We start from the raw sequence: 20,395 nt of genomic DNA, 5'->3' as shown, positions 1-20,395 counted from the left end.
CTCCGTCCGGTGCCGTAACCGTGCGATCCTCCGTGCTGTGACGGAACCAACGCATGACGAGGCGCACGGCGGCGCGCTCGGCTCCCGCCTCAACTGGCTGCGGGCCGGCGTCCTCGGCGCGAACGACGGCATCGTGTCCACCGCGGGACTGGTCGTCGGCGTGGCCGGCGCGACGGACTCCCGCTCGGCCCTGCTGACCGCCGGGCTGGCCGGCCTGCTCGCCGGGTCGATGTCCATGGCCGCGGGGGAGTACGTGTCGGTGTCGACCCAGCGGGACTCGGAGATGGCCGCGCTGGCCATGGAGAAGCGGGAGCTGCGCGAGCAGCCCGAGGCCGAGCTGCTGGAGCTGACCCGCATGCTGCAGGAGCGCGGTCTGTCGCGTGAGGTGGCCCGGGAAGCGGCGGAACAGCTCACCGCGCGGGACGCGCTCCGGGCCCACGCGCGCGTGGAGCTCGGCATCGACCCCGACGAGCTGACCAACCCCTGGCACGCGGCCTGGGCGAGCTTCCTGGCCTTCACGGTCGGCGCCCTGCTGCCCCTGCTCGCGATCGTGCTGCCGCCGGCGGCCTGGCGGCTCGTGGTCACCGTGGTGTCGGTGCTGGCCGCCCTCGTACTCACGGGCTGGAGCAGCGCGCGGCTGGGTGCGGCGAAGCCGGGCCGGGCGGTGCTGCGGAACATGACCGGCGGAGCACTGGCCATGGCCGTGACCTACGCGGCGGGCGCCCTGCTGGGAGCCGCCGGCATCTAGGACGCCCGGCGCCCGCCGGTCCCGGGCCCGCGACGGGCGGTCCCCGGCGACGGCGTACGGTGAGGTGCGCTCGACCACCCCCCGAGCGCAGCACCACCGCCGAGAACGAGAAGGATCCTCGCCATGCGCGCCACCACCATCCACGCCCCCTACGACATGCGGGTGGAGGAGGTGCCCGAACCGGTGGTGCAGTTGCCCACCGACGCCGTGGTACGGGTGTTGCGGGCCTGCATCTGCGGCAGCGACCTGTGGGCGTACCGGGGCGAGGCGGCACGGCAGCCCGGCCAGCGGATCGGGCACGAGTTCCTCGGCGTGGTCGAGGAGACCGGCTCCGAGGTGACCGGCGTGCGGCGCGGGGACCTCGTCGTCGCGCCCTTCGTGTGGTCCGACGGCGTCTGCGACCACTGCCGCGAAGGTCTGACCACCTCCTGCGAGCACGGCGGCTTCTGGGGCTCCGTGGGCCACGACGGAGGCCAGGGCGAGGCCGTACGGGTGCCGTTCGCCGACGGCACCCTCGTCCGGCTGCCCAAGGACGCCGCTTCCGACGACCACCTGCTGTCCGCGCTGCTGACCCTGTCCGACGTTCTCGGCACCGGCCACCACGCCGCCCTCGGCGCGGGTGCCCGGCCCGGAGCGACCGTCGCGGTGGTCGGCGACGGGGCGGTCGGCCTGTGCGCGGTGCTCGCCGCCAGGCGGCTGGGTGCCGAGCGCATCATCGCCCTCGGCCGTCACGAGGCCCGCACGGACATTGCACGCCGCTTCGGCGCCACCGACGTCGTCGCCGAGCGCGGCGACGCGGCCGTGGAGGCGGTCCGCGAGCTCACCCGCGGCCAGGGCGCACACGCGGTCGTCGAGGCGGTCGGCACCGAGCAGTCGATGCGCACGGCCGTCCACATCACGCGCGACGGCGGCGCCATCGGCTTCGTGGGCGTGCCGCACGGCAGCGGGACGGGGCTGGACCTCGGCGTCATGTTCGACCGGAACATCGCGCTGCGCGGCGGAGTCGCGCCGGTCCGGGCCTACATCCCGGAGCTGCTGCCCGACGTCCTCGACGGGACGATCGACCCCTCGCCGGTCTTCGACATGACGGTCGGACTGGAAGGCGTCCCGGACGGCTACAAGGCCATGGACGAGCGCGTCGCGCTCAAGGTGCTCGTCACCGGCTGAGCCCGCACCGGCCGCACCCGCCACCGACTGCATCCGTCCCCGGCCGCACCCGCCACCGGCCGAGCCCCGTTCACCAGTGGATCGGCAGCGGCAGCGCCGTCAGCAGCCCCGACACCGCGACCACCACGCCGAGGAGGACGACCTCCGCCCGCGCGGGGGCGTACGCGGTCAGCGGGTCGGGCGCCCGGCGCAGCCGGATGCGCGCCCACAGGGCGAGCAGCGCCACACCGGCCACCAGGATCACCTTGGCGAGCAGGGCGCGCCCGTAGGCGGTCGTCGTCAGCTGGTGCAGAACGGTGTCCGCCGGCATCCGGCGCAGGGTGCTCCACACACCGGTGGCGGTGACGAGGGCCAGCAGCGCGGCCGCCACCCGCGCGTAGCGGCCCAGCAGGACGGCGCCCTCCTCGGCTCCGTGCCGGCGCCGCAGGGTGCGCAGGGTGGACAGCAGCCCGCCCGCCCACAGGGCCGCGCAGGTCAGGTGCACGAGCGTGAGAGCCGAGCCCGCCAACGGGCTCTGCTCGGCATCGGGGTGCGCGCGCAGGGCCTCGGCCACGATCACCACCGCGAGCGGCCACATCCGGGTCGCCGGGCGGCGCGAGAGCGTGCACAGGCCGGCGAGGAGGAAGGCGTTGACCTCCAGCAGGGCGAGGCAGCCGTCCCGGGTCCGGTAGAGGCCGCCGACGTCGATCTGCGCCAGGCCGTGCGGCACCAGGTTGCCGGTCGCCACCACGCAGGCGAGGCCCAGGGCGGCGAGGAAGCCGGCGGCGGCCGCGTACAGGGACCAGCTGCGCGGCGGCTCGGTGGCGCCGGGGACACCGCTTGCCAGCCGGTTCACGAACAGCTCGCCCACGGGGACGCACACGGCCGCGAACAGCACCCCACGCAGCAGGGCCACGCCGCCCACGCCGGGTGCGGCGGCCTCGCCGGTGCCGTGCAGGGCGGCCGACGGGCCGAGCAGCGGGATCAGCGCGGCGAGGGCCACCAGGGCGAGGACGGCGGCGGCCCGGACGGCCGCACCACGGCGCCCGGTCCGACGCGTGTCGCCCGCCTCGGCGGCCGGTCGTATCAGCGTCACCCCAGGATCTTCACCAGCCGCCGCAAACGGGGGCAAGTGGGCGCAAGCAACTGGGGGAACGGCGTTCCGGGCAAAGGCACTTCGCCGGACGCCTCCCGAACTCAGGCCCAGCGGGCCGCGTCCGACCCGCAGGGCACGGGCGGCCGCGTCCAGTCGCGGGGGCCACCGGCGAAGGCGACGGGCGGCAGGGCGTACCGCAGCCTCCCGATCCGGCTGCCGCTCTCGCCGAGCCACGGGTCGGGCCGGCAGTACGCGGCACCCTCCCGTGCCCCCACCGGAACACCCGCCGCCTGCCCGGACCCGTCCGTCAGCCAGGCCGCCGTCCGTGCCAGCGCCAGCCGTACGACCCGGCTGCCGCCCTCGTGGGACTGCTCGGTCAGCGCCCGCAGCACCGCCGCCGCCAGGAGATGGCCCGTGCCGTGGTCCAGGGCCTGCGCGGGCAGCGCACCGGGGTGCTCCGCCGCCCCCTCGATCGCCGCGATGCCGGTGGCGGCCTGGACGAGACTGTCGAAGCCCCGCCGGCCGCCCCAGGGGCCGTGGCCGCCCCACGCCGACAACTGCGCCACGACCAGCCCGGGCCGCCGCTCGGCCAGCGCCTCGGGGGAGAGCCCGAACCGGTCCAGGGCGCCCGGCCGGTAGCCGGTGACGACGACGTCCGCCCCGGCGAGCAGGTCCTCCAAGTGGGCTCCGGCTGCTTCCAGGTCCAGCGTCGCCGAGCGCTTCCCGAAGCCCGTGTCCGCGTGCTGGTCGGCCAGTTCGGGCAGGTGTGGCGCGTCCACGCGCAGCACGTCCGCGCCCAGCAGGGCGAGGGTGCGGGTGGCGACGGGGCCCGCGACGACCCGGGTCAGGTCGAGGACGCGCAGTCCGGCGGCGGGCAGCAGGGGAGCGCCCTCGACGGGCGTGAGCACGCGCGCGCGTGCCGCGTCCAGCCGTTCCCGCTCGACCAGCGGCCGGGCGGCCACCGCGGCCCCCTGCTCGTGCGCCGCCCACTCCTCGGGGGTGCGCAGGGCGACGGCAAGGCCCCCGGCGGCGTATACGGCCTCCTCGACGTCCAGGGCCGGGCGCTCGGCGAGCGCGGCCTGCACGGCCAAGACGGTGTCCGGGCCCTTCACCGGCCCGAGCGCGGCGAGCAACCGCTCCCGGTGGTGCGGATAGTTCGCGTGGGTGCGCACCCAGCCGTCGGCGGTCCGCCAGAACCGCGACAGCGGTGCGAAGGACACCGGCGCCCGCCCGTCGACCAGCAGATGCCGCTCACTGACGAACGCAGTGGCGACGGCCCCGTCGTCCACGCGTACCCCGGGCACCTCGGCGAGCCCCGCCCGCAGCGCCCCCAGCTCGGCGGCCGCCAGGGCACAGGCACCCACGCACGCGCGTGCCAGATCCCGCACGGGAAGGCGCGCCGAAAGCGCGCCCTCCCGCTCCACGAGGGTGATCCGCGGAACAAGGGCGGGGTCCCCGCCCAGCGCGGACCATGCGGACGAGACGAACGAGATGTCAGTCATGACTGCACTATGCAGTATTGACTGAATCAATATATGGACCTATCGGGTCACCGCGTCCAGTGCGTTGACGATCCCGAACCCGTAGAAGCCGTTGACGCGCTTGCCGCCCACGCAGGTGGCGTCCACGACCCCGTCGCCGTTCCCGTCGTAAGGGCCGGCCGGGCAGCCCGGGTTGTCCGCCTGGGCCTTGAGCAGCGCCTGCAACTCGGCCGGGTTCGCGTGCGGGTGGGCGGACTTCAGCAGCGCGGCCACGGCGGCGACGTGCGGGGTGGCCATGGACGTGCCCTGGAGGAAGCCGTACTGGTTGTTCGGCAGCGTGGACAGGATGCGGCCGTTCTTCGACGGCGTGTCCGGGATCTGGTACTTGTCGCCGCCCGGTGCGGCGACGTCGATGACGCCGGCGCCGTAGCTGGAGTAGTAGGACTTGGCGCCCTTGACCCCGACCGCGCTGACCGTGACGACGCCCGGCATCTGGGTCGGCACGTCGAAGCACTTGTGCGGGTCGACCGTCCGGTTCACGGGGGTGGAGTCGTCGGGGCTGGAGCCGTCGGTGAGCGCGTCGGAGTCCAGGTCGTCATTGGAGTTCCCGGCCGCGGCGACGTTGAGGGTGCCCCGGCTCTGTGCGTACAGCTGGGCCCGGTTGACCGCGTCGACGATGGCCTTCTGGTCGGGGTCGTCGAGGCAGTTGTACAGCCACGGGTCCACGTAGTAGCTGTTGTTGGTTATCTCCACCCCGTGGTCGGCCGCGAACACGAAGGCACAGACGACGCTTTCGGGATAGAACAGCTGGCCCGCGTCCGGCTGGGCGACCGTGATGCCGGCGACCTTCACGCCGGGCGCCACGCCCGCGACACCGATGCCGTTGCGGGCCGCGGCTATCTCGCCCGCCACATGCGTGCCGTGGTAGTGGTCGGCGTCCACCGGCCGCCACGAGCCGTACGTGGTGTCGGCCTTGCCGCTGACGCAGTTCGCGGACTGGCCGGGGGAGAAGTTCGGGGCGATGTCCGGATGGGTGTCGTCGACACCGGTGTCGATCACGGCGACCGTGACGTTTCGGCTGCCCGGGTCGATCTTCGCGGCCCGGTCGGCGCCGATCGCCCGCAGGTCCCACTGGTCGGCCTCGAGGGGCTCGGTGTCGCCCGCCGACGCCTGCGAGGCCTGCGAGGCCTGCGAGGCCTGCTCCACTTTCGCGGCCTCCGCCTTGGACAGGTACTGCACGGCGCCCTCGTCGGTCGTCCCGGACGCGCTCAGCGGCGCGGTGCGCGTGGCCCCGGCCGACTGCACCCCGCGTACCGCGCGCATCTGCCGGCCGAAGTCCGGGTTCGCGGAGTGGACGACGATGACGCCGATCCTGTCGTACGTCACGACGACGGTGCCGCCGGCCGCGCCGATCGCCCGCTGCACGCTCGCGATCGTGTGAGGGTCGGTCCGGGTGTTGACGACGTAGGCGAGGGTGGGGGCGTCGGCGGTGCGCGCGGCGGACTGCGCGCGGGGCGCCGCCGACGCGGCCGACGGAAGGAAGCCGAGCGAGGCGGTCAGCGACAGCACGACCGGTACGGCGAGGGCGAGCCGGCGTCTGGAACGCAGATGAGCCATGGGGTCTCCACATCATCCGGGTACAGAACAGCCCGAGACACAGATGTCGCTCGGGCAGGTACATGACGGGTGGTGCAGGGTGAAGCTATCTCCCGCTCTCACCCCTCAGCAATGACTCGGCAATGACTTGCCCAGGTCGCTTGCGAAAGAGCTCATAGGACTTGAACCGGTCCTCGCGTGGCGCCGTGGACCTTGTGCAGGGAGCGCGAGCACGATCGAGCCCCCTGCCGCAGCCCTGTCCGCAACGCGAGGAGACCGAAGTGGCCACCGAGACACCGCCACCCTCGAAAACCCAGGTCCTGCTTCCCTCCACCGAGGAGTTCACCGCGGTGCAGGAGAGCGCGGAGTTCGGTGAACTGCGCCGCTCCTACCGTTCCTTCGCCTTCCCGCTGACCGTCGCCTTCATCGCCTGGTACCTGCTGTACGTCCTGCTCTCCAACTACGCGGGCGACTTCATGGGCACCAAGCTCCTCGGCAACGTCAACGTCGCCCTCGCCCTGGGTCTCGCCCAGTTCCTCACCACGTTCCTCATCGCCTGGTGGTACGCGCGGCACGCCGCCGCCAGGCTCGACCCCAAGGCGGAGGCCATCAAGTCCCGGATGGAGGGCGGAGAATGAACCCGGCAGTCACCCTCGCCGCGGGTGAGGCGAGCCAGCACCGGCCGCTGATCGTCACCCTGTTCGCGGTGTTCGTCGTCGCCACCCTCGTCATCACCGTCTGGGCGGGCCGCCAGACCAAGGGCGCCGCCGACTTCTACGCCGGTGGACGGCAGTTCACCGGCTTCCAGAACGGCCTCGCGGTCTCCGGCGACTACATGTCCGCCGCGTCCTTCCTCGGCATCGCGGGCGCCATCGCCCTGTTCGGCTACGACGGGTTCCTGTACTCCATCGGCTTCCTGGTCGCCTGGCTGGTCGCCCTGCTCCTGGTCGCCGAGCCGCTGCGCAACTCCGGCCGCTACACCATGGGCGACGTACTGGCGTACCGGATGCGCCAGCGCCCCGTCCGCACGGCGGCCGGCACGTCGACGATCGTCGTGTCGATCTTCTACCTGCTGGCCCAGATGGCCGGCGCCGGCGTCCTGGTCTCGCTGCTGCTCGGCATCACCAGCGACGGCGGCAAGATCGGCATCGTCGCGCTGGTCGGCGTGCTCATGATCGTGTACGTCACCATCGGCGGCATGAAGGGCACCACCTGGGTGCAGATGGTCAAGGCCGTGCTGCTGATCGCCGGCGCCATCCTGCTCACCTTCCTGGTCCTGCTGAAGTTCCACTTCAACGTCTCGGACCTGCTCGGCAGGGCCGCCGACAACAGCGGCAAGGGCGCCCCCTTCCTGGAGCCCGGCCTGAAGTACGGCGCGAGCGGCACCACCAAGCTGGACTTCGTCTCGCTCGGCATCGCCCTGGTGCTGGGCACCGCGGGCCTGCCGCACATCCTGATCCGCTTCTACACCGTCCCCACCGCCAAGGCCGCCCGGAAGTCGGTGATCTGGGCGATCGGCCTGATCGGCGCCTTCTACCTGATGACCCTCGCCCTCGGCTTCGGCGCCGCCGCGCTCATCAAACCGGACGAGATCATCGCCTCCAACAAGGCCGGCAACACCGCGGCCCCGCTGCTCGCCCTGCACCTGGGCGGTGTCGACTCCAACTGGGGTGCCATCCTCCTCGCCAGCATCTCCGCGGTCGCCTTCGCCACGATCCTCGCGGTCGTCGCTGGCCTGACCCTGGCCTCGTCGTCGTCCTTCGCGCACGACATCTACGCCAACGTCATCAAGAAGGGCGCCGCCACCGAGAAGCAGGAGCTCGGCGCGGCCCGCTGGGCGACCGTCGGCATCGGCGCGGTCTCCATCGTGCTGGGCGCCATGGCCCGCGACCTGAACGTCGCGGGTCTGGTCGCCCTCGCCTTCGCTGTCGCCGCCTCCGCCAACCTGCCGACCATCCTCTACAGCCTGTTCTGGAAGCGGTTCACCACCTCCGGTGCCCTGTGGTCGATCTACGGCGGTCTGGTCACCGCGGTCGGCCTGGTGCTGTTCTCGCCGGTGGTCTCGGGCAGGCCGACGTCGATGTTCCCGGACGTCGACTTCCACTGGTTCCCGCTGGAGAACCCGGGCATCGTCTCGATCCCGGCCGGCTTCGTCCTGGGCGTCGTGGGCACCCTCCTGTCGAGGGAGGCCCCGGACACCGCCAAGTACGCGGAGCTGGAGGTGCGGTCCCTGACGGGCACGGGCGCGCACTGAGAGCCCGGCCCGCCGCAGGCGGCCGCGTCGCGGGGGTCGTACGGTCCTACGACGCGGCCGCCGGGTACCTCGTGGGATCGGGTTGCTGTCGATGTCGGTGGTGTCACGTACGCTCGCAGGTGACGGAGAATTGAGTGACCGCGACAGTGATCCACGCCAGTGATCCACGACGAGGGAGGGGGCCCACGTGCTCATCGACACCTACGGCCGGGTGGCCACCGACCTGAGGGTCTCGCTGACCGACCGGTGCAACCTGCGCTGTACGTACTGCATGCCCGAAGAGGGACTGCAGTGGCTGGCCAAGCCCGATCTGCTCACGGACGACGAGATCGTCCGCCTGATCGACATCGCGGTCACGTCGCTGGGTATCAAGGAGGTCCGCTTCACGGGCGGCGAGCCCTTGCTGCGTCCCGGCCTGGTCGGCATCGTGGAGCGCGTCGCGGCCCTCGACCCGCGCCCCCAGACCTCCCTCACCACCAATGGCATCGGGCTCAGGCGCACGGCGACCGCCCTGAAGGCGGCCGGCCTGGACCGGGTCAACGTCTCCCTGGACACCCTCAGCCCGGACGTCTTCAAGGCCCTCACCCGCCGGGACCGCCACAAGGACGTCCTCGAAGGTCTGCAGGCCGCCCGCGAGGCCGGCCTGAACCCGGTCAAGGTCAATACGGTCCTGATGCCGGGCCTGAACGAGGACGAGGCCCCCGACCTGCTGGCCTGGGCCGTGGAGCACGACTACGAACTCCGGTTCATCGAGCAGATGCCCCTGGACGCCCAGCACGGCTGGAAGCGCGAGGGCATGGTCACCGCCGGCGACATCCTGGCCTCGCTGCGCACCCGCTTCGAGCTGACTCCCGAAGGCGCCGAGGAACGCGGCTCCGCCCCGGCCGAGCGCTGGATCGTCGACGGCGGCCCGCACCGCGTCGGCGTCATCGCCTCCGTCACCCGCCCGTTCTGCGCGGCCTGCGACCGCACCCGCCTGACGGCCGACGGCCAGATACGCACCTGCCTGTTCGCCACCGAGGAGACCGACCTGCGCGCCGCCCTGCGCTCCGGCGCCCCCGACGAAGAGGTGGCGCGCATCTGGCGGCTGGCGATGTGGGGCAAGAAGGCCGGCGCGGGCCTGGACGACCCCTCGTTCGTCCAGCCGGAGCGGCCGATGTCCGCGATCGGCGGCTGAGGTCCGGGGGCCGGACCGGAGGGCGGGGCCGGCCGAGCCTCAGGCGCCTTCGGGCGCCTGCCACTCCTTGAGGAGAACGACGTCCTTCAGGAACCCCCGCACACCGAGGAACTGCGACAGATGCTCCCGGTGCTCCTCGCACGCCAGCCATGTCTTGCGGCGCTCCGGTGTGTGGATCTTCGGATTGTTCCAGGCCAGCACCCACACGGCGGCGGTGCGGCAGCCCTTGGCGGAGCAGATCGGGGTTTCGTCAGTCACTGGTTCGTCTCACAGCCACGGCACACAAGGCGACGCCGAGCAGCCACGGGGGGAGCTGCCCGGCGTCGGTCTGTCGCTCCGACGGGGGATGCGGAGCGCGTACGAAGTATGTCACGGGTGACCCGTCGCCCGGCACCGGAACAACATGATTGATCTGAGCTTTTCTTGAGCTTGCTGCTCGGTGGTCCTCCGGCGCGGTGAGCGGCCCAGGTCACACGCCGTCGGTGCCGGCGCGCTGGTGTCCGGGTGGCTCGCTGTGCGCACCCGTCGCGGAGTCGCCGGCGGCATCCTCCGCGGCGGACCCCGTGAAGCCGTCGTCCGTCCCCGGCGAGGTGATCATCGGCGGCGTCGGCATGGCCACGAACGTCGACGGCAGTTTCGGCGCGTTCTCCCGGCCCGCGTTGGCGACCACCACAGCGATGTAGGGCAGGACCAGCCCCAGCACCAGCGCCACGATCGCCACGTAGCGTTCGACGTTCCAGAGCGACACCGCGAGGATCACCGACAAGGTGCGGATCGTCATCGAGATGACGTACCGGCGCTGACGGCCGCGCACGTCCTCCTGCAGCCCCGTCCTGGCTCCCGTGATCCGGAACACCTGGACGTTGCCACCGCCATGCTGTTTCCGCATCACATCCACCATTCGTCCGTATCGGACAGCTCCCCGGCCCCTACCCGGTCCGTGACCGGTCGGGAACACCGGCACGCACATCTCCACGGTACGCCGCGGCCGTACCGCCTACGAGAGGGGCCCCGCCTGCCTGCGCGAACACCCCGAGCGCTCCCGCTCGCGCGCCCCGCGCCCCGCGCCCCTCCACTCCCGGCCGCACCGGGCGTGCGTCGTACCGCCGACCGGCCGACACTGGGCGTAATGCTCACGTCGAGCCGGACGAGGAGGCAGCCATGGGCTGGTTGTGGGCGATCATCGTGGGTTTCGTACTGGGCCTGATCGCCAAGGCGGTCATCCCGGGCAAGCAGCACAGCCCGCTCTGGCTGACCACCATCTTCGGCATGCTCGGGGCGATCGCCGGCAACGCGATCGCCCGCGCGGTCGGCGTGGCCGAGACCTCCGGCATCGACTGGACCCGGCACGCCTTCCAGCTGGTCGCCGCGATCATCATTGTCGCCCTCGGGGACATGGCGTACATGGCGCTGTGGGGCAACAAGAAGCAGCAGCGGGCCCAGCAGGGCATGTAAGCGGACACGCGGACACAAGCCCGGACACGCGGACACACGCTCGGGCACGCGGACACACGCCCGGGCACGCGGACGCGCGCCGCGGCGAAGAGACCGAAGGGGCGGTCTCCCCGCATCCGGGAGACCGCCCCTTCGGCACGCGCGCACGGCGACCGCTCAGCCGCCCGTGACCTCCACCGCCGCCAGGTTCTTCTTGCCCCGGCGCAGCACCAGCCAGCGGCCGTGCAGCAGGTCCTCCCTGGCGGGGACCGCGTCCTCGGCGGTGACCTTGACGTTGTTCACGTAGGCGCCGCCCTCCTTGACCGTGCGGCGCGCGGCCGACTTGCTGGCCACCAGGCCGACCTCGGCGAAGAGGTCGACCACCGGGCCCAGTTCCGCGACCTGGACGTGCGGCACCTCGGACAGGGCCGCGGCCAGCGTCCGCTCGTCCAGCCCGGCCAGCTCGCCCTGGCCGAAGAGGGCCCTGGACGCGGCGATCACGGCGGCCGTCTGGTCGGCGCCGTGCACCAGCGTCGTCAGCTCCTCGGCCAGCGCGCGCTGCGCGGCCCGGGCCTGGGGACGCTCCTCGGTCTGCTGCTCCAGCTCCTCGATCTCCTCACGGGACCTGAAGCTGAAAATGCGCAGGAACTTGGAGACGTCACGGTCGTCGGCGTTGACCCAGAACTGGTAGAAGGCGTACGGCGTGGTCATCTCCGCATCGAGCCAGACCGTGCCGGACTCCGTCTTGCCGAACTTGGTGCCGTCGGCCTTGGTGATCAGCGGAGTGCCCAGCGCGTGTACCACGGCCCCCGGAACGACCCGGTGGATCAGGTCCGTGCCCGAGGTGAGGTTGCCCCACTGGTCGCTGCCGCCGGTCTGCAGGCTGCAGCCGTACCTCCGGTACAGCTCCATGAAGTCCATGCCCTGCAGGATCTGGTAGCTGAACTCGGTGTAGCTGATGCCGGCGTCGGAGTTGAGCCGCCGGGAGACCGCCTCCTTGGCGATCATCTTGTTGACCCGGAAGTGCTTTCCGATGTCCCTCAGGAACTCGATGGCCGACAGGCCCTGGGTCCAGTCCAGGTTGTTGACCATCACTGCCGCGTTCGAACCGTCGAAGTGCAGCAGGGGCGCGATCTGGGCCCGCAACCGCTCGACCCAGCCCGCCACCACCTGCGGGTCGTTCAGCGTGCGCTCGGAGGTCGGCTTCGGGTCGCCGATCAGGCCCGTGGCGCCCCCGACCAGCGCCAGCGGCCGGTTCCCGGCCTCCTGGATGCGGCGCATCGTGAGGATCTGCACCAGGTTGCCGAGGTGGAGACTGGGCGCGGTCGGGTCGAAACCGCAATAGAACGTGACGGGACCGTCCGCGAACGCCTTGCGCAATGCGTCCTCGTCGGTGGAGAGGGCGATGAGCCCCCGCCACTTCAGCTCGTCGACGATGTCCGTCACGGTTCTCGCGTCTCCTTGATGATCATGCGGCAGCCGGGTGACAGCCGACTACGAGGTTATACGCCCTGACTGACAGAGCTCATATTGAAATCCGGGACGCGCAGCGCGGGCATCGCGGCCCTGGTGAAGTAGTCGCTCCACTCCCGCGGCAGTGTCTTCTCGGAGCGCCCGGCCTCGGCCGCCCGGCCCAGCAGGTCCACCGGCGACTCGTTGAAGCGGAAGTTGTTGACCTCGCCGGTCACCTCGCCGTTCTCGACCAGGTACACCCCGTCCCGGGTCAGGCCCGTCAGCAGCAGGGTCGCCGGGTCCACCTCGCGGATGTACCACAGGCAGGTCAGCAGCAGCCCGCGCCGGGTGCCGGCGACCATCTCCTGAAGGGAGCGGTCCGTGCCGCCGTCCAGGATCAGGTTGCCGATCGCCGGGGCCACCGGCAGCCCGGTCAGGCCCGCGCTGTGCCGGGTGGTCGTCAGCCGCCTCAGCTCCCCGCCGCCGATCCACTCGGTGGCCCGTACGGGCAGCCCGTTGTCGAACACCGACTGGTCGCCCCCGGAGGAGTGGGCGACCACGAACGGGGCGCACTCCAGGCCGGGTTCGTCCGGGTCGCTGCGCAGGCTCAGCGGCAGCTCGGTGAGCCGCTCGCCCACGCGCGTGCCGCCGCCCGGCTTGGAGAACACCGTGCGGCCCTCGACCGCGTCCCGGCCCGAGGACGACCAGAACTGGTAGATCAGCAGGTCCGCCACCGCGCTCGGCGGCAGCAGCGTCTCGTACCGGCCCGCGGGCAGCTCGATCCGTCGCTCCGCCCAGCCGAGCCGTACGGCCAGTTCCGCGTCCAGCGCCGCCGGGTCGACGTCCTTGAAGTCCCGCGTCGACCGCCCCGCCCACGCCGACCGCGTACGGTCCGGCGACTTGGCGTTCAGCTCCAGCGTGCCGTTGGGCTGGTCGTACCGCAGCCGCAGCCCTGTCGACGTACCCAGGTAGGCCGACACCATCTCGTGGTTGGCGAAGCCGTACAGCTCGCGTCCGCCCGCCCGCGCGCGGGCGAACGACTCGCCGAGCGCCGGCGCGAAGTCCGCGAACACCGCCGAGGAGGTCTCGGCGGGCGCGTCGGTGAAGCCGGGCGACTCGGGCACCCCGGCGACCAGTGGCTGCGCGTCCTCGGCGGGGCCCGCTCCGCGCGCGGCGGTCTCGGCGGCCCGCACCAGCGGCTCCAGCTCGTCCTCGGTCACGGCGGACCTGGACACCACCCCGGAGGCGGTGCCCTCCTTGCCGTCGACGGTCGCGATGACGGTGAGCGTGCGCCCGCGCGTGACACCGTTCGTGGTCAGCGCGTTGCCCGCCCAGCGCAGGTTCGCGGACGAGTGCTCGTCGGCGATCACGACGCACCCGTCGGCCCGGGACAGCCCGAGGGCACGCTCGACGACCTCGTGCGGCTTGGTGTTACGCGGGCTCATCGACCGGCCTCCTGCGTCGTGTTCAGAATGTTGACGCCCCTGAAGAGGGCCGACGGGCAGCCGTGGGAGACGGCCGCGATCTGGCCGGGCTGGGCCTTGCCGCAGTTGAAGGCACCACCCAGGACGTACGTCTGCGGGCCGCCGACGGCCGCCATGGAGCCCCAGAAGTCGGTGGTGGTCGCCTGGTAGGCGACGTCCCGCAGCTGCCCGGTCAGCCGCCCGTTCTCGATCCGGAAGAACCGCTGCCCGGTGAACTGGAAGTTGTACCTCTGCATGTCGATGGACCAGGACCGGTCGCCGACGACGTAGATACCCCGGTCGACGCCGCCGATGAGATCCTCGGTCGACATTCCCGCCGGGTCCGGCCGGAGCGAGACGTTGGCCATGCGCTGGACGGGCACATGGCCGGGGGAGTCGGCGAAGGCGCACCCGTTGGACCGCTCGAACCCGGTCAGCCTCGCGATCCTGCGGTCCAGCTGGTAGCCGACCAGGGTCCCGTCCTTCACCAGGTCCCAGGACTGGGCTTCGACGCCCTCGTCGTCGTACCCGACGGTCGCCAGGCCGTGCTCGGCGGTGCGGTCACCGGTGACGTTCATCAGCTCGGAGCCGTACCTGAGGTTGCCGAGCCGGTCGAAGGTGGCGAAGGAGGTGCCGGCGTAGGCGGCCTCGTACCCGAGCGCCCGGTCCAGTTCCGTCGCGTGCCCGATGGACTCGTGGATGGTCAGCCACAGGTTGGAGGGGTCGACCACCAGGTCGTAGACGCCCGCCTCGACGCTCGGCGCGCGCATCTTCTCGGCGAGGAGGCCGGGGATCTGCTCCAGCTCGCTCTCCCAGTCCCAGCCCGTCCCGGTCAGGTACTCCCAGCCGCGCCCGACGGGCGGCGCCAGCGTCCGCATGGAGTCGAACTCCCCGCTGGACTCGTCCACCGACACGGCCGTCAGCTGCGGGTGCAGCCGCACCCGCTGCTGCGTGGTCACGGTCCCCGCGGTGTCGGCGTAGAACTTGTTCTCGTGCACGGTCAGCAGCGAGGCGTCCACGTGGTTGACCCCGTCGGCCGCCAGCAGCCGCGCGCTCCACTGAGTGAGCAGCGCGGACTTCTCCTCGTCGGGTACGGAGAACGGGTCGATCATGTACGACGACACCCACGTCTTCTCGGCGTGCACGGGCTCATCGGCGAGCTCCACACGCTCGTCCGACCCGGCCGCGCCGATCACCTGCGCGGACAGCTTGGCCATCGCCACGGCCTGCGAGGCGACCTTCGCGGCGGCGTCCGGCGTCAGGTCGACCCCGGAGGCGAACCCCCAGGTACCGCCGTGCACGACCCGCACCGCGTATCCCCGGTCGGTGGTGTCCGACGACCCGGCGGGCCGGGCGTCCCGGAACCGCCACGACGCGCTGCGCACCCGCTCGAACCGGAAGTCCGCGTGCTCGGCACCGAGCGACCGCGCACGTGCCAGCGCGGCGTCGGCGAGGGCGCGTAGAGGAAGGGCCGTGAAGGCCTCGTCGATCGTATGTGGCACGGGGTCTCCCTGCTGTCGTCGCCTGTCGGGTCCGATCATGTCGCGCGGGCGGCGGCGGGGACCACACGTTTCCGGGTCGAGTCCGCTGTTTTCTGTAGGGACTCGACAGTGAGTCCCGCACGCCACTGTCGATGCCCGATTGTCCGCCGACGTGGCGGGACCGATAGGTTTTCGGTGAAGCCGCCTGTCATCCACGTGTTCGGGCGGGCTGTCGGAACACTTCAGACCGCTACGAAAGGGTGATCCGTTGAGCCGCTCGGTTCTCGTCACCGGAGGCAACCGGGGCATCGGCCTCGCCATCGCCCGCGCGTTCGCCGACGCCGGCGACAAGGTCGCCATCACGTACCGCTCCGGGGAGCCGCCGGCCGGCTTCCTCGCGGTCAGGTGCGACATCACCGACCCCGAGCAGGTGGAGCAGGCCTACAAGGAGATCGAGGCCGAACACGGTCCGGTCGAGGTGCTCATCGCCAACGCGGGCGTCACCAAGGACCAGCTGCTGATGCGGATGAGCGAGGAGGACTTCACCTCGGTCATCGACACGAACCTCACCGGTACCTTCCGCGTCGTCAAGCGCGCCAACCGCGGCATGCTGCGCGCCAAGAAGGGCCGCGTCGTCCTGGTCTCCTCGGTCGTCGGCCTGCTCGGCTCGGCGGGCCAGGCCAACTACGCCGCCTCCAAGGCCGGCCTGGTCGGCTTCGCGCGCTCCCTCGCCCGTGAGCTGGGCTCGCGCAACATCACCTTCAACGTCGTCGCCCCCGGCTTCGTCGACACCGACATGACCCGGGCGCTGGGCGACCAGCAGCGCGAGGCGATCCTGTCGCAGGTGCCGCTCGGCCGTTACGCGCAGGCGGAGGAGATCGCGGCGGCGGTGCGGTTCCTCGCCTCGGACGACGCCTCGTACATCACTGGAGCCGTCATTCCCGTTGACGGCGGACTGGGAATGGGTCACTGATCACCATGAGCGGAATTCTCGAGGGCAAGCGCGTCCTGATCACCGGTGTGCTGATGGAGTCCTCCATCGCCTTCCACACCGCCAGGCTGGCCCAGGAACAGGGCGCCGAGATCATCCTCACCGCCTTCCCGAGGCCCACGCTGACGGAGCGCATCGCCAGGAAGCTCCCCAAGCCCACCAAGGTCATCGAACTCGACGTCACCAACGACGAACACCTCGGGCGCCTGGCCGACGTGGTCGGCGAGGAGCTCGGCGGCCTCGACGGAGTCGTCCACTCCATCGGCTTCGCGCCGCAGGACGCGCTCGGCGGCAACTTCCTCAACACGCCGTTCGAGTCGGTGGCCACCGCCATGCACGTCTCGGCGTTCTCCCTGAAGTCGCTGACCATGGCCTGCCTGCCGCTGATGCAGAACGGCGGCTCGGTCGTCGGCCTCACCTTCGACGCCTCCTTCGCCTGGCCGCAGTACGACTGGATGGGCCCGGCCAAGGCCGCCCTGGAGGCGACCAACCGCTACATGGCCCGCGACCTGGGCAAGCAGAACATCCGCTGCAACCTCATCTCCGCGGGCCCGATCGGCTCCATGGCCGCCAAGTCCATCCCGGGCTTCGCCGAGCTGGCCTCCGTGTGGGACAGCCGCTCGCCGCTGGAGTGGGACCTGAAGGACCCCGAGCCGGCCGGCCGCGGCGTCGTGGCTCTTCTGAGCGACTGGTTCCCGAAGACCACCGGCGAGATCATCCACGTGGACGGTGGTCTGCACGCCGTCGGTGCGTGATCGCTGCCACCGAGGGCGACTGACGTTTGAGGGCCCGCACCCCCCCCCGGGGGTGCGGGCCCGCTGCGTTCGAGGGGCGGGCCGGGGTTGCCGAGTTCACCCGATCGGCCCACCCGGCCGGGCGCGGCACACCTGCGGCCGTGCACCCTGGGAGTACGCCCTCACCTCGCTTTTTCCTCCCCAGCCCGGCCGAGGAGGTCCCCCTTGTGCGCCTGTCCCGCAGCCTGGCCTCAGCGACCGTGGCCGTCGCCCTCGTGCTCTCCCTGCCGTACGAGGCGATGCCGCACGCGCGCGTGCGTGCCGGCCGTCCCACGGCGTCCGAGCCGTTCGGCGCCACCTGCCGCACCAGTGTCTCCGGCTCCCATGTGACCGCCTACTGCCACAACCCCTATCCCGAGACCGACCGGGTCGGCCTGCACGTGGAGTGCGCCCGCTGGTGGGACCTCGACAGCGACGGCTCCCCGGTGGACGTGGGGCCCGCGCAGACCGTACGGATGAGCGGCCGCTGCTGGGAGGAGGTCCGCTCGGCGTGGATCAGCCACGAGCGGGCGGCGGGCTGAGCCGGCCCGGACGGCACAGGAACGGGTAGCTCGCCGCCTCGGCCCCGGCCGCGTCCGCGTCGCCCGCGCGGATCGCGTCGACCAGCCGTGTGTGGTCCATGTAGTCCTCCGCAGTCAGCTCCGCGCCGACGTCCGCGCGCAGCCAGTCCCGCAGCACCTCGCCCAGGTCCGCGTACATCGCGGTCAGCACGTCGTTGTGGGAGGCGGACACCACCGCCAGGTGGAAGGTGGTGTCCGCGCTGACGAACGCCTCCGCGTCGCCGGTCCCCCACGCCTCCTCGCGGCGCAGGAGCAGCGTGTCCAGCTGCTTGAGGTCCTTCTCGGTGCACCGCTCGGCGGCGAGTCTCGCCGCGGCCGACTCCAGCGTGGCGCGCAGCTCGGCGATGTGCCGCGGGTCGGCGTCGGCGAAGCGGCGGTGCATCACGCCCGCCAGCTCGCTGGTCGCCACGACGTAGGTGCCCGAGCCCTGGCGGATGTCCAGCAGACCGTTGTGGGCGAGTGCGCGGACCGCCTCGCGGACGGTGTTGCGGGCGACCCCGAGCTGCTCCACCAGCTCGGGCTCCGTGGGGATACGGGAGCCGACCGGCCACTCACCCGAGGTGATCTGGTTCCGCAGCGCGGCGATGACCTGCTCGGACAGCGCCGACCGGCGCGGATGGCTCAGGGGCATGGCACACCTTCGCACGCGAGGCCCCGGGGACGGCCCCCGGGCCGTGGACAGCCAATCATCCCATGATTCTATGATGGGCGCATGGCAAGCGAGGAGACACCCCGGACGGCGACGTCCACCACGGCCGAACCCGCCCCGGCCGCGACCACCGCGTCCCCGGAGCCCCGTACCCCCCGGGAGCCCGAGGCGGGCGCCACGCGCGCGTGGACGACCCGCCTGGTCGTCGTGGGCATCGTGCTGTCCGCGCTGAACCTCCGCCCCGCCATCACCAGCCTCGGCGCACTCCTGGAGGAGGTCCGCGACGGGCTCGGCATGAGCGGCGGCGTGGCCGGAGCGCTGACCTCCGTGCCCCCCCTCTGCTTCGCCGTCTTCGGCGTGACGGCGCCCCGGCTGGCCCGCCGCTTCGGCCCCGCCGCGGTGGTGTGCGCGGGTATGGTCGCCATCACCGCCGGACTGCTGATCCGGCCTTACGCCGGCAGCGCGGCCGCCTTTCTGGCCGCCAGCGCCCTCGCGCTCATGGGCATCGCCGTGAGCAACGTCCTGATGCCGGTCATCGTCAAGCGCTGGTTCCCGGACCGAGTCGGTTCCATGACCGGCCTGTACTCGATGGCCCTCGCCCTCGGTACCTCGTCCGCCGCCGCGGTGACCGTGCCGCTGACCGGCGCGCTCGGCGGGAGCTGGCAGCCGGGGCTCGCCGTGTGGGCGGCGCTCGCCGCGCTCGCCGTGCTGCCGTGGCTGCCGCTGGTGCGGGACCGGGGCACGACGCCGTCCGCACCGGCTCCGACGCGGCAGCAGCCGGCGCGGGAGGGCCGGCACCACGGGCGGGACGGCCGACGGCCCGCGCAGACGCAGGCCGCCCCCGCGCAGACCCAAGCCCACGAGCCGCGGATCGCCCGCAGCGGTACCGCCCGGGCGCTGGCCGTCTTCTTCGGGCTCCAGGCCACCGCCGCCTACATCACCATGGGCTGGATGGCGCAGATCTTCCGCGACGCGGGCGTGCCCGCCGGCACGGCCGGACTGCTGCTCGCCGTCACGATGGTGATGGGCGTGCCGCTCGCCTTCGTCATCCCGCGCCTGGCCACCCGGCTGCCCCACCAGGGCCCGATCGTGCTGGTGCTCGGCGTCTGCGGTCTGGCCGGCTACGCGGGCCTGTACTTCGCGCCGGCCGCCGGCGCCTGGGCCTGGGCGCTCCTCCTCGGCGTCTCCAACTGCGCGTTCCCGCTGGCGCTCACCATGGTCGGCATGCGGGCCAGGACCGGCGCAGGCGTGGCCCAGCTGTCGGCGTTCGCCCAGAGCACCGGCTACCTGATATCCATCCCCGGGCCGCTGCTCGTGGGCGTGCTGTACCAGAGCAGCGGCGGCTGGGGGCTGCCGATCGCCCTCATGACCGGCCTGATGCTCCCCCAGATGGCGGCGGGCTGGCTGGCCGGCCGCGACCGCACGGTGGAGGACGAGGCGGCGCGCCGAGGCGGCCCCGACGGCACCCTTGCGGACGAAGGGTGCGAGACTGGGGCCATGCAGCCTGTGCTCGACCCGAACCCGCCGAACGGCCAGAAGAAGATGCTGCTCGTCTTCGGCTCGTTCTTCGCCATCTTCGTGATCATCGCCGTCATCGCGACGATCGCCTCCCCCTGACCCCTTCGGACCCTGTCCGGGCACCCGGGGTGGGGCCAGCCCCACCATCCCCTAGGGGGTGAGGGTCAGGGTCAAGTGGGTGGATCACCGGATGGGTTGAGGCACGCCGAGTCCGTAGCTTCGAGGTGTGACCGCGGGAAGCGGTCCGCGGACCACTCGAAGACCAGCGGAGGCGATCATGTCGGCCCGTACGCACACCCGGCCCCGCCCGGCGACTCGGGGCGGCGTCGGCCCCCGGCTGCCGTGGTGGGCCCTGGCCCTGCCGGCCCTCGCCTTCGCCACGCTCCTCGTCCTGATACTGAACCCGTCGAACGCCCATGCGGCAACCGGGGATCCCGCGATCACCCAGCTGTTCCAGCGCGCCCAGGAGCTGCTCGCGCGATGAAGCCTCCGGGCGGGCGCCCGGCCGCCCTCGGCGACCGCCCGCACCGTCCGCGCCGTCCGGGAAGCCGCATG

Annotated in this window: 20 protein-coding genes; 11 read left to right on the top strand and 9 right to left on the bottom strand. The window is 72.2% G+C overall.

Going from position 1 to position 20,395, the window contains the following annotated elements:
* Nucleotides 1–37 precede the first annotated feature (37 nt).
* Nucleotides 38–748 carry a VIT family protein gene (locus ACH4UM_RS30435; RefSeq protein WP_398186183.1) on the top strand — a complete coding sequence of 237 codons (711 nt, stop codon included), beginning with the start codon at nucleotides 38–40 and terminating at the stop codon, nucleotides 746–748.
* Nucleotides 749–871: 123 nt separating this feature from the next.
* On the top strand, nucleotides 872–1,915 hold the full coding sequence (locus tag ACH4UM_RS30430; RefSeq protein ID WP_398186181.1) for a zinc-dependent alcohol dehydrogenase family protein: 1,044 nt from the start codon (nucleotides 872–874) through the stop codon (nucleotides 1,913–1,915).
* 70 nt (nucleotides 1,916–1,985) lie between these two features.
* On the opposite strand, the gene ACH4UM_RS30425 is transcribed toward ACH4UM_RS30430, so the two are convergent.
* From ACH4UM_RS30425 to ACH4UM_RS30415, 3 genes are all read right to left on the bottom strand, one after another.
* On the bottom strand, nucleotides 1,986–2,990 hold the full coding sequence (locus ACH4UM_RS30425; RefSeq protein ID WP_398186178.1) for a CopD family protein: 1,005 nt from the start codon (nucleotides 2,988–2,990) through the stop codon (nucleotides 1,986–1,988).
* Nucleotides 2,991–3,091: 101 nt separating this feature from the next.
* Nucleotides 3,092–4,492 (bottom strand): CoA transferase, encoded by a 1,401-nt coding sequence (locus ACH4UM_RS30420; protein WP_398186175.1) that lies wholly within the window; start codon nucleotides 4,490–4,492, stop codon nucleotides 3,092–3,094.
* A 39-nt stretch (nucleotides 4,493–4,531) separates the two neighbouring features.
* The gene (locus tag ACH4UM_RS30415) at nucleotides 4,532–6,088 is read right to left on the bottom strand and encodes a S8 family serine peptidase (protein WP_398186172.1); all 1,557 of its coding nucleotides are present in this window, start codon (nucleotides 6,086–6,088) and stop codon (nucleotides 4,532–4,534) included.
* 260 nt (nucleotides 6,089–6,348) lie between these two features.
* On the opposite strand from ACH4UM_RS30415, the gene ACH4UM_RS30410 reads away from it, so the two are divergent.
* The 3 genes from ACH4UM_RS30410 to moaA all read left to right on the top strand — a co-directional run bounded on the left by ACH4UM_RS30410 (nucleotide 6,349) and on the right by moaA (nucleotide 9,498).
* The gene (locus tag ACH4UM_RS30410) at nucleotides 6,349–6,705 is read left to right on the top strand and encodes a DUF485 domain-containing protein (RefSeq protein ID WP_398186169.1); all 357 of its coding nucleotides are present in this window, start codon (nucleotides 6,349–6,351) and stop codon (nucleotides 6,703–6,705) included.
* Complete coding sequence (locus ACH4UM_RS30405; protein ID WP_398186166.1) at nucleotides 6,702–8,321, top strand: cation acetate symporter; 1,620 nt, start codon at nucleotides 6,702–6,704, stop codon at nucleotides 8,319–8,321. Before ACH4UM_RS30410 ends, ACH4UM_RS30405 begins: the two co-directional genes overlap by 4 nt.
* Before the next feature lie 187 nt (nucleotides 8,322–8,508).
* Nucleotides 8,509–9,498 (top strand): GTP 3',8-cyclase MoaA, encoded by a 990-nt coding sequence (moaA, locus tag ACH4UM_RS30400; protein WP_398186164.1) that lies wholly within the window; start codon nucleotides 8,509–8,511, stop codon nucleotides 9,496–9,498.
* A gap of 39 nt (nucleotides 9,499–9,537) precedes the next feature.
* Here moaA and ACH4UM_RS30395 read toward each other — a convergent pair whose 3' ends face one another.
* Both ACH4UM_RS30395 and ACH4UM_RS30390 read right to left on the bottom strand, forming a co-directional pair.
* Nucleotides 9,538–9,756 carry a hypothetical protein gene (locus ACH4UM_RS30395; protein WP_398186161.1) on the bottom strand — a complete coding sequence of 73 codons (219 nt, stop codon included), beginning with the start codon at nucleotides 9,754–9,756 and terminating at the stop codon, nucleotides 9,538–9,540.
* A gap of 211 nt (nucleotides 9,757–9,967) precedes the next feature.
* On the bottom strand, nucleotides 9,968–10,387 hold the full coding sequence (locus tag ACH4UM_RS30390; RefSeq protein WP_398186158.1) for a DUF3099 domain-containing protein: 420 nt from the start codon (nucleotides 10,385–10,387) through the stop codon (nucleotides 9,968–9,970).
* 272 nt (nucleotides 10,388–10,659) lie between these two features.
* Here ACH4UM_RS30390 and ACH4UM_RS30385 point away from each other — a divergent pair, with 272 nt between their 5' ends.
* Nucleotides 10,660–10,953, top strand: a complete 294-nt coding sequence (locus tag ACH4UM_RS30385; RefSeq protein ID WP_398186157.1) for a GlsB/YeaQ/YmgE family stress response membrane protein — start codon at nucleotides 10,660–10,662, stop codon at nucleotides 10,951–10,953.
* A 156-nt stretch (nucleotides 10,954–11,109) separates the two neighbouring features.
* On the opposite strand, the gene tyrS is transcribed toward ACH4UM_RS30385, so the two are convergent.
* Genes tyrS through ACH4UM_RS30370 form a run of 3 tightly spaced genes read right to left on the bottom strand, consistent with a single transcriptional unit; the run spans nucleotide 11,110 to nucleotide 15,388 of the window.
* Entirely contained in the window at nucleotides 11,110–12,378 is a 1,269-nt protein-coding gene (gene tyrS, locus ACH4UM_RS30380) for a tyrosine--tRNA ligase (protein ID WP_398186153.1), read from the bottom strand.
* Nucleotides 12,379–12,434: 56 nt separating this feature from the next.
* Nucleotides 12,435–13,829: a metallopeptidase TldD-related protein gene (locus ACH4UM_RS30375; RefSeq protein ID WP_398186151.1), complete on the bottom strand. Its 1,395-nt coding sequence runs from the start codon at nucleotides 13,827–13,829 to the stop codon at nucleotides 12,435–12,437.
* Nucleotides 13,826–15,388 carry a TldD/PmbA family protein gene (locus tag ACH4UM_RS30370; protein WP_398186148.1) on the bottom strand — a complete coding sequence of 521 codons (1,563 nt, stop codon included), beginning with the start codon at nucleotides 15,386–15,388 and terminating at the stop codon, nucleotides 13,826–13,828. The genes ACH4UM_RS30375 and ACH4UM_RS30370 overlap by 4 nt, the downstream gene beginning before the upstream one ends.
* 208 nt (nucleotides 15,389–15,596) lie before the next feature.
* Here ACH4UM_RS30370 and fabG point away from each other — a divergent pair, with 208 nt between their 5' ends.
* From fabG to ACH4UM_RS30355, 3 genes are all read left to right on the top strand, one after another.
* Entirely contained in the window at nucleotides 15,597–16,301 is a 705-nt protein-coding gene (gene fabG, locus ACH4UM_RS30365; protein ID WP_398186146.1) for a 3-oxoacyl-[acyl-carrier-protein] reductase, read from the top strand.
* A gap of 5 nt (nucleotides 16,302–16,306) precedes the next feature.
* Entirely contained in the window at nucleotides 16,307–17,074 is a 768-nt protein-coding gene (gene fabI / locus ACH4UM_RS30360; RefSeq protein ID WP_398186143.1) for an enoyl-ACP reductase FabI, read from the top strand.
* Between the two features lie 206 nt (nucleotides 17,075–17,280).
* Nucleotides 17,281–17,634, top strand: a complete 354-nt coding sequence (locus tag ACH4UM_RS30355; protein WP_398186141.1) for a hypothetical protein — start codon at nucleotides 17,281–17,283, stop codon at nucleotides 17,632–17,634.
* On the opposite strand, the gene ACH4UM_RS30350 is transcribed toward ACH4UM_RS30355, so the two are convergent.
* On the bottom strand, nucleotides 17,609–18,304 hold the full coding sequence (locus ACH4UM_RS30350; RefSeq protein WP_398186138.1) for a FadR/GntR family transcriptional regulator: 696 nt from the start codon (nucleotides 18,302–18,304) through the stop codon (nucleotides 17,609–17,611). The two genes, ACH4UM_RS30355 and ACH4UM_RS30350, sit on opposite strands and share 26 nt — an antisense overlap.
* Nucleotides 18,305–18,385: 81 nt before the next feature.
* On the opposite strand from ACH4UM_RS30350, the gene ACH4UM_RS30345 reads away from it, so the two are divergent.
* Together ACH4UM_RS30345 and ACH4UM_RS30340 are read left to right on the top strand one after the other, a co-directional pair.
* A complete protein-coding gene (locus ACH4UM_RS30345; protein ID WP_398186136.1) occupies nucleotides 18,386–19,939 on the top strand; it encodes a CynX/NimT family MFS transporter in 1,554 nt (517 codons plus the stop codon).
* Nucleotides 19,940–20,117: 178 nt separating this feature from the next.
* The gene (locus tag ACH4UM_RS30340) at nucleotides 20,118–20,324 is read left to right on the top strand and encodes a hypothetical protein (protein ID WP_398186133.1); all 207 of its coding nucleotides are present in this window, start codon (nucleotides 20,118–20,120) and stop codon (nucleotides 20,322–20,324) included.
* The last annotated feature ends 71 nt before the right edge of the window (nucleotides 20,325–20,395 follow it).

Origin of the sequence: Streptomyces sp. NPDC020801, assembly GCF_044334385.1 — a bacterium.
Lineage (GTDB): Bacteria > Actinomycetota > Actinomycetes > Streptomycetales > Streptomycetaceae > Streptomyces.
This window is presented reverse-complemented; position numbering and strand designations above follow the sequence as displayed.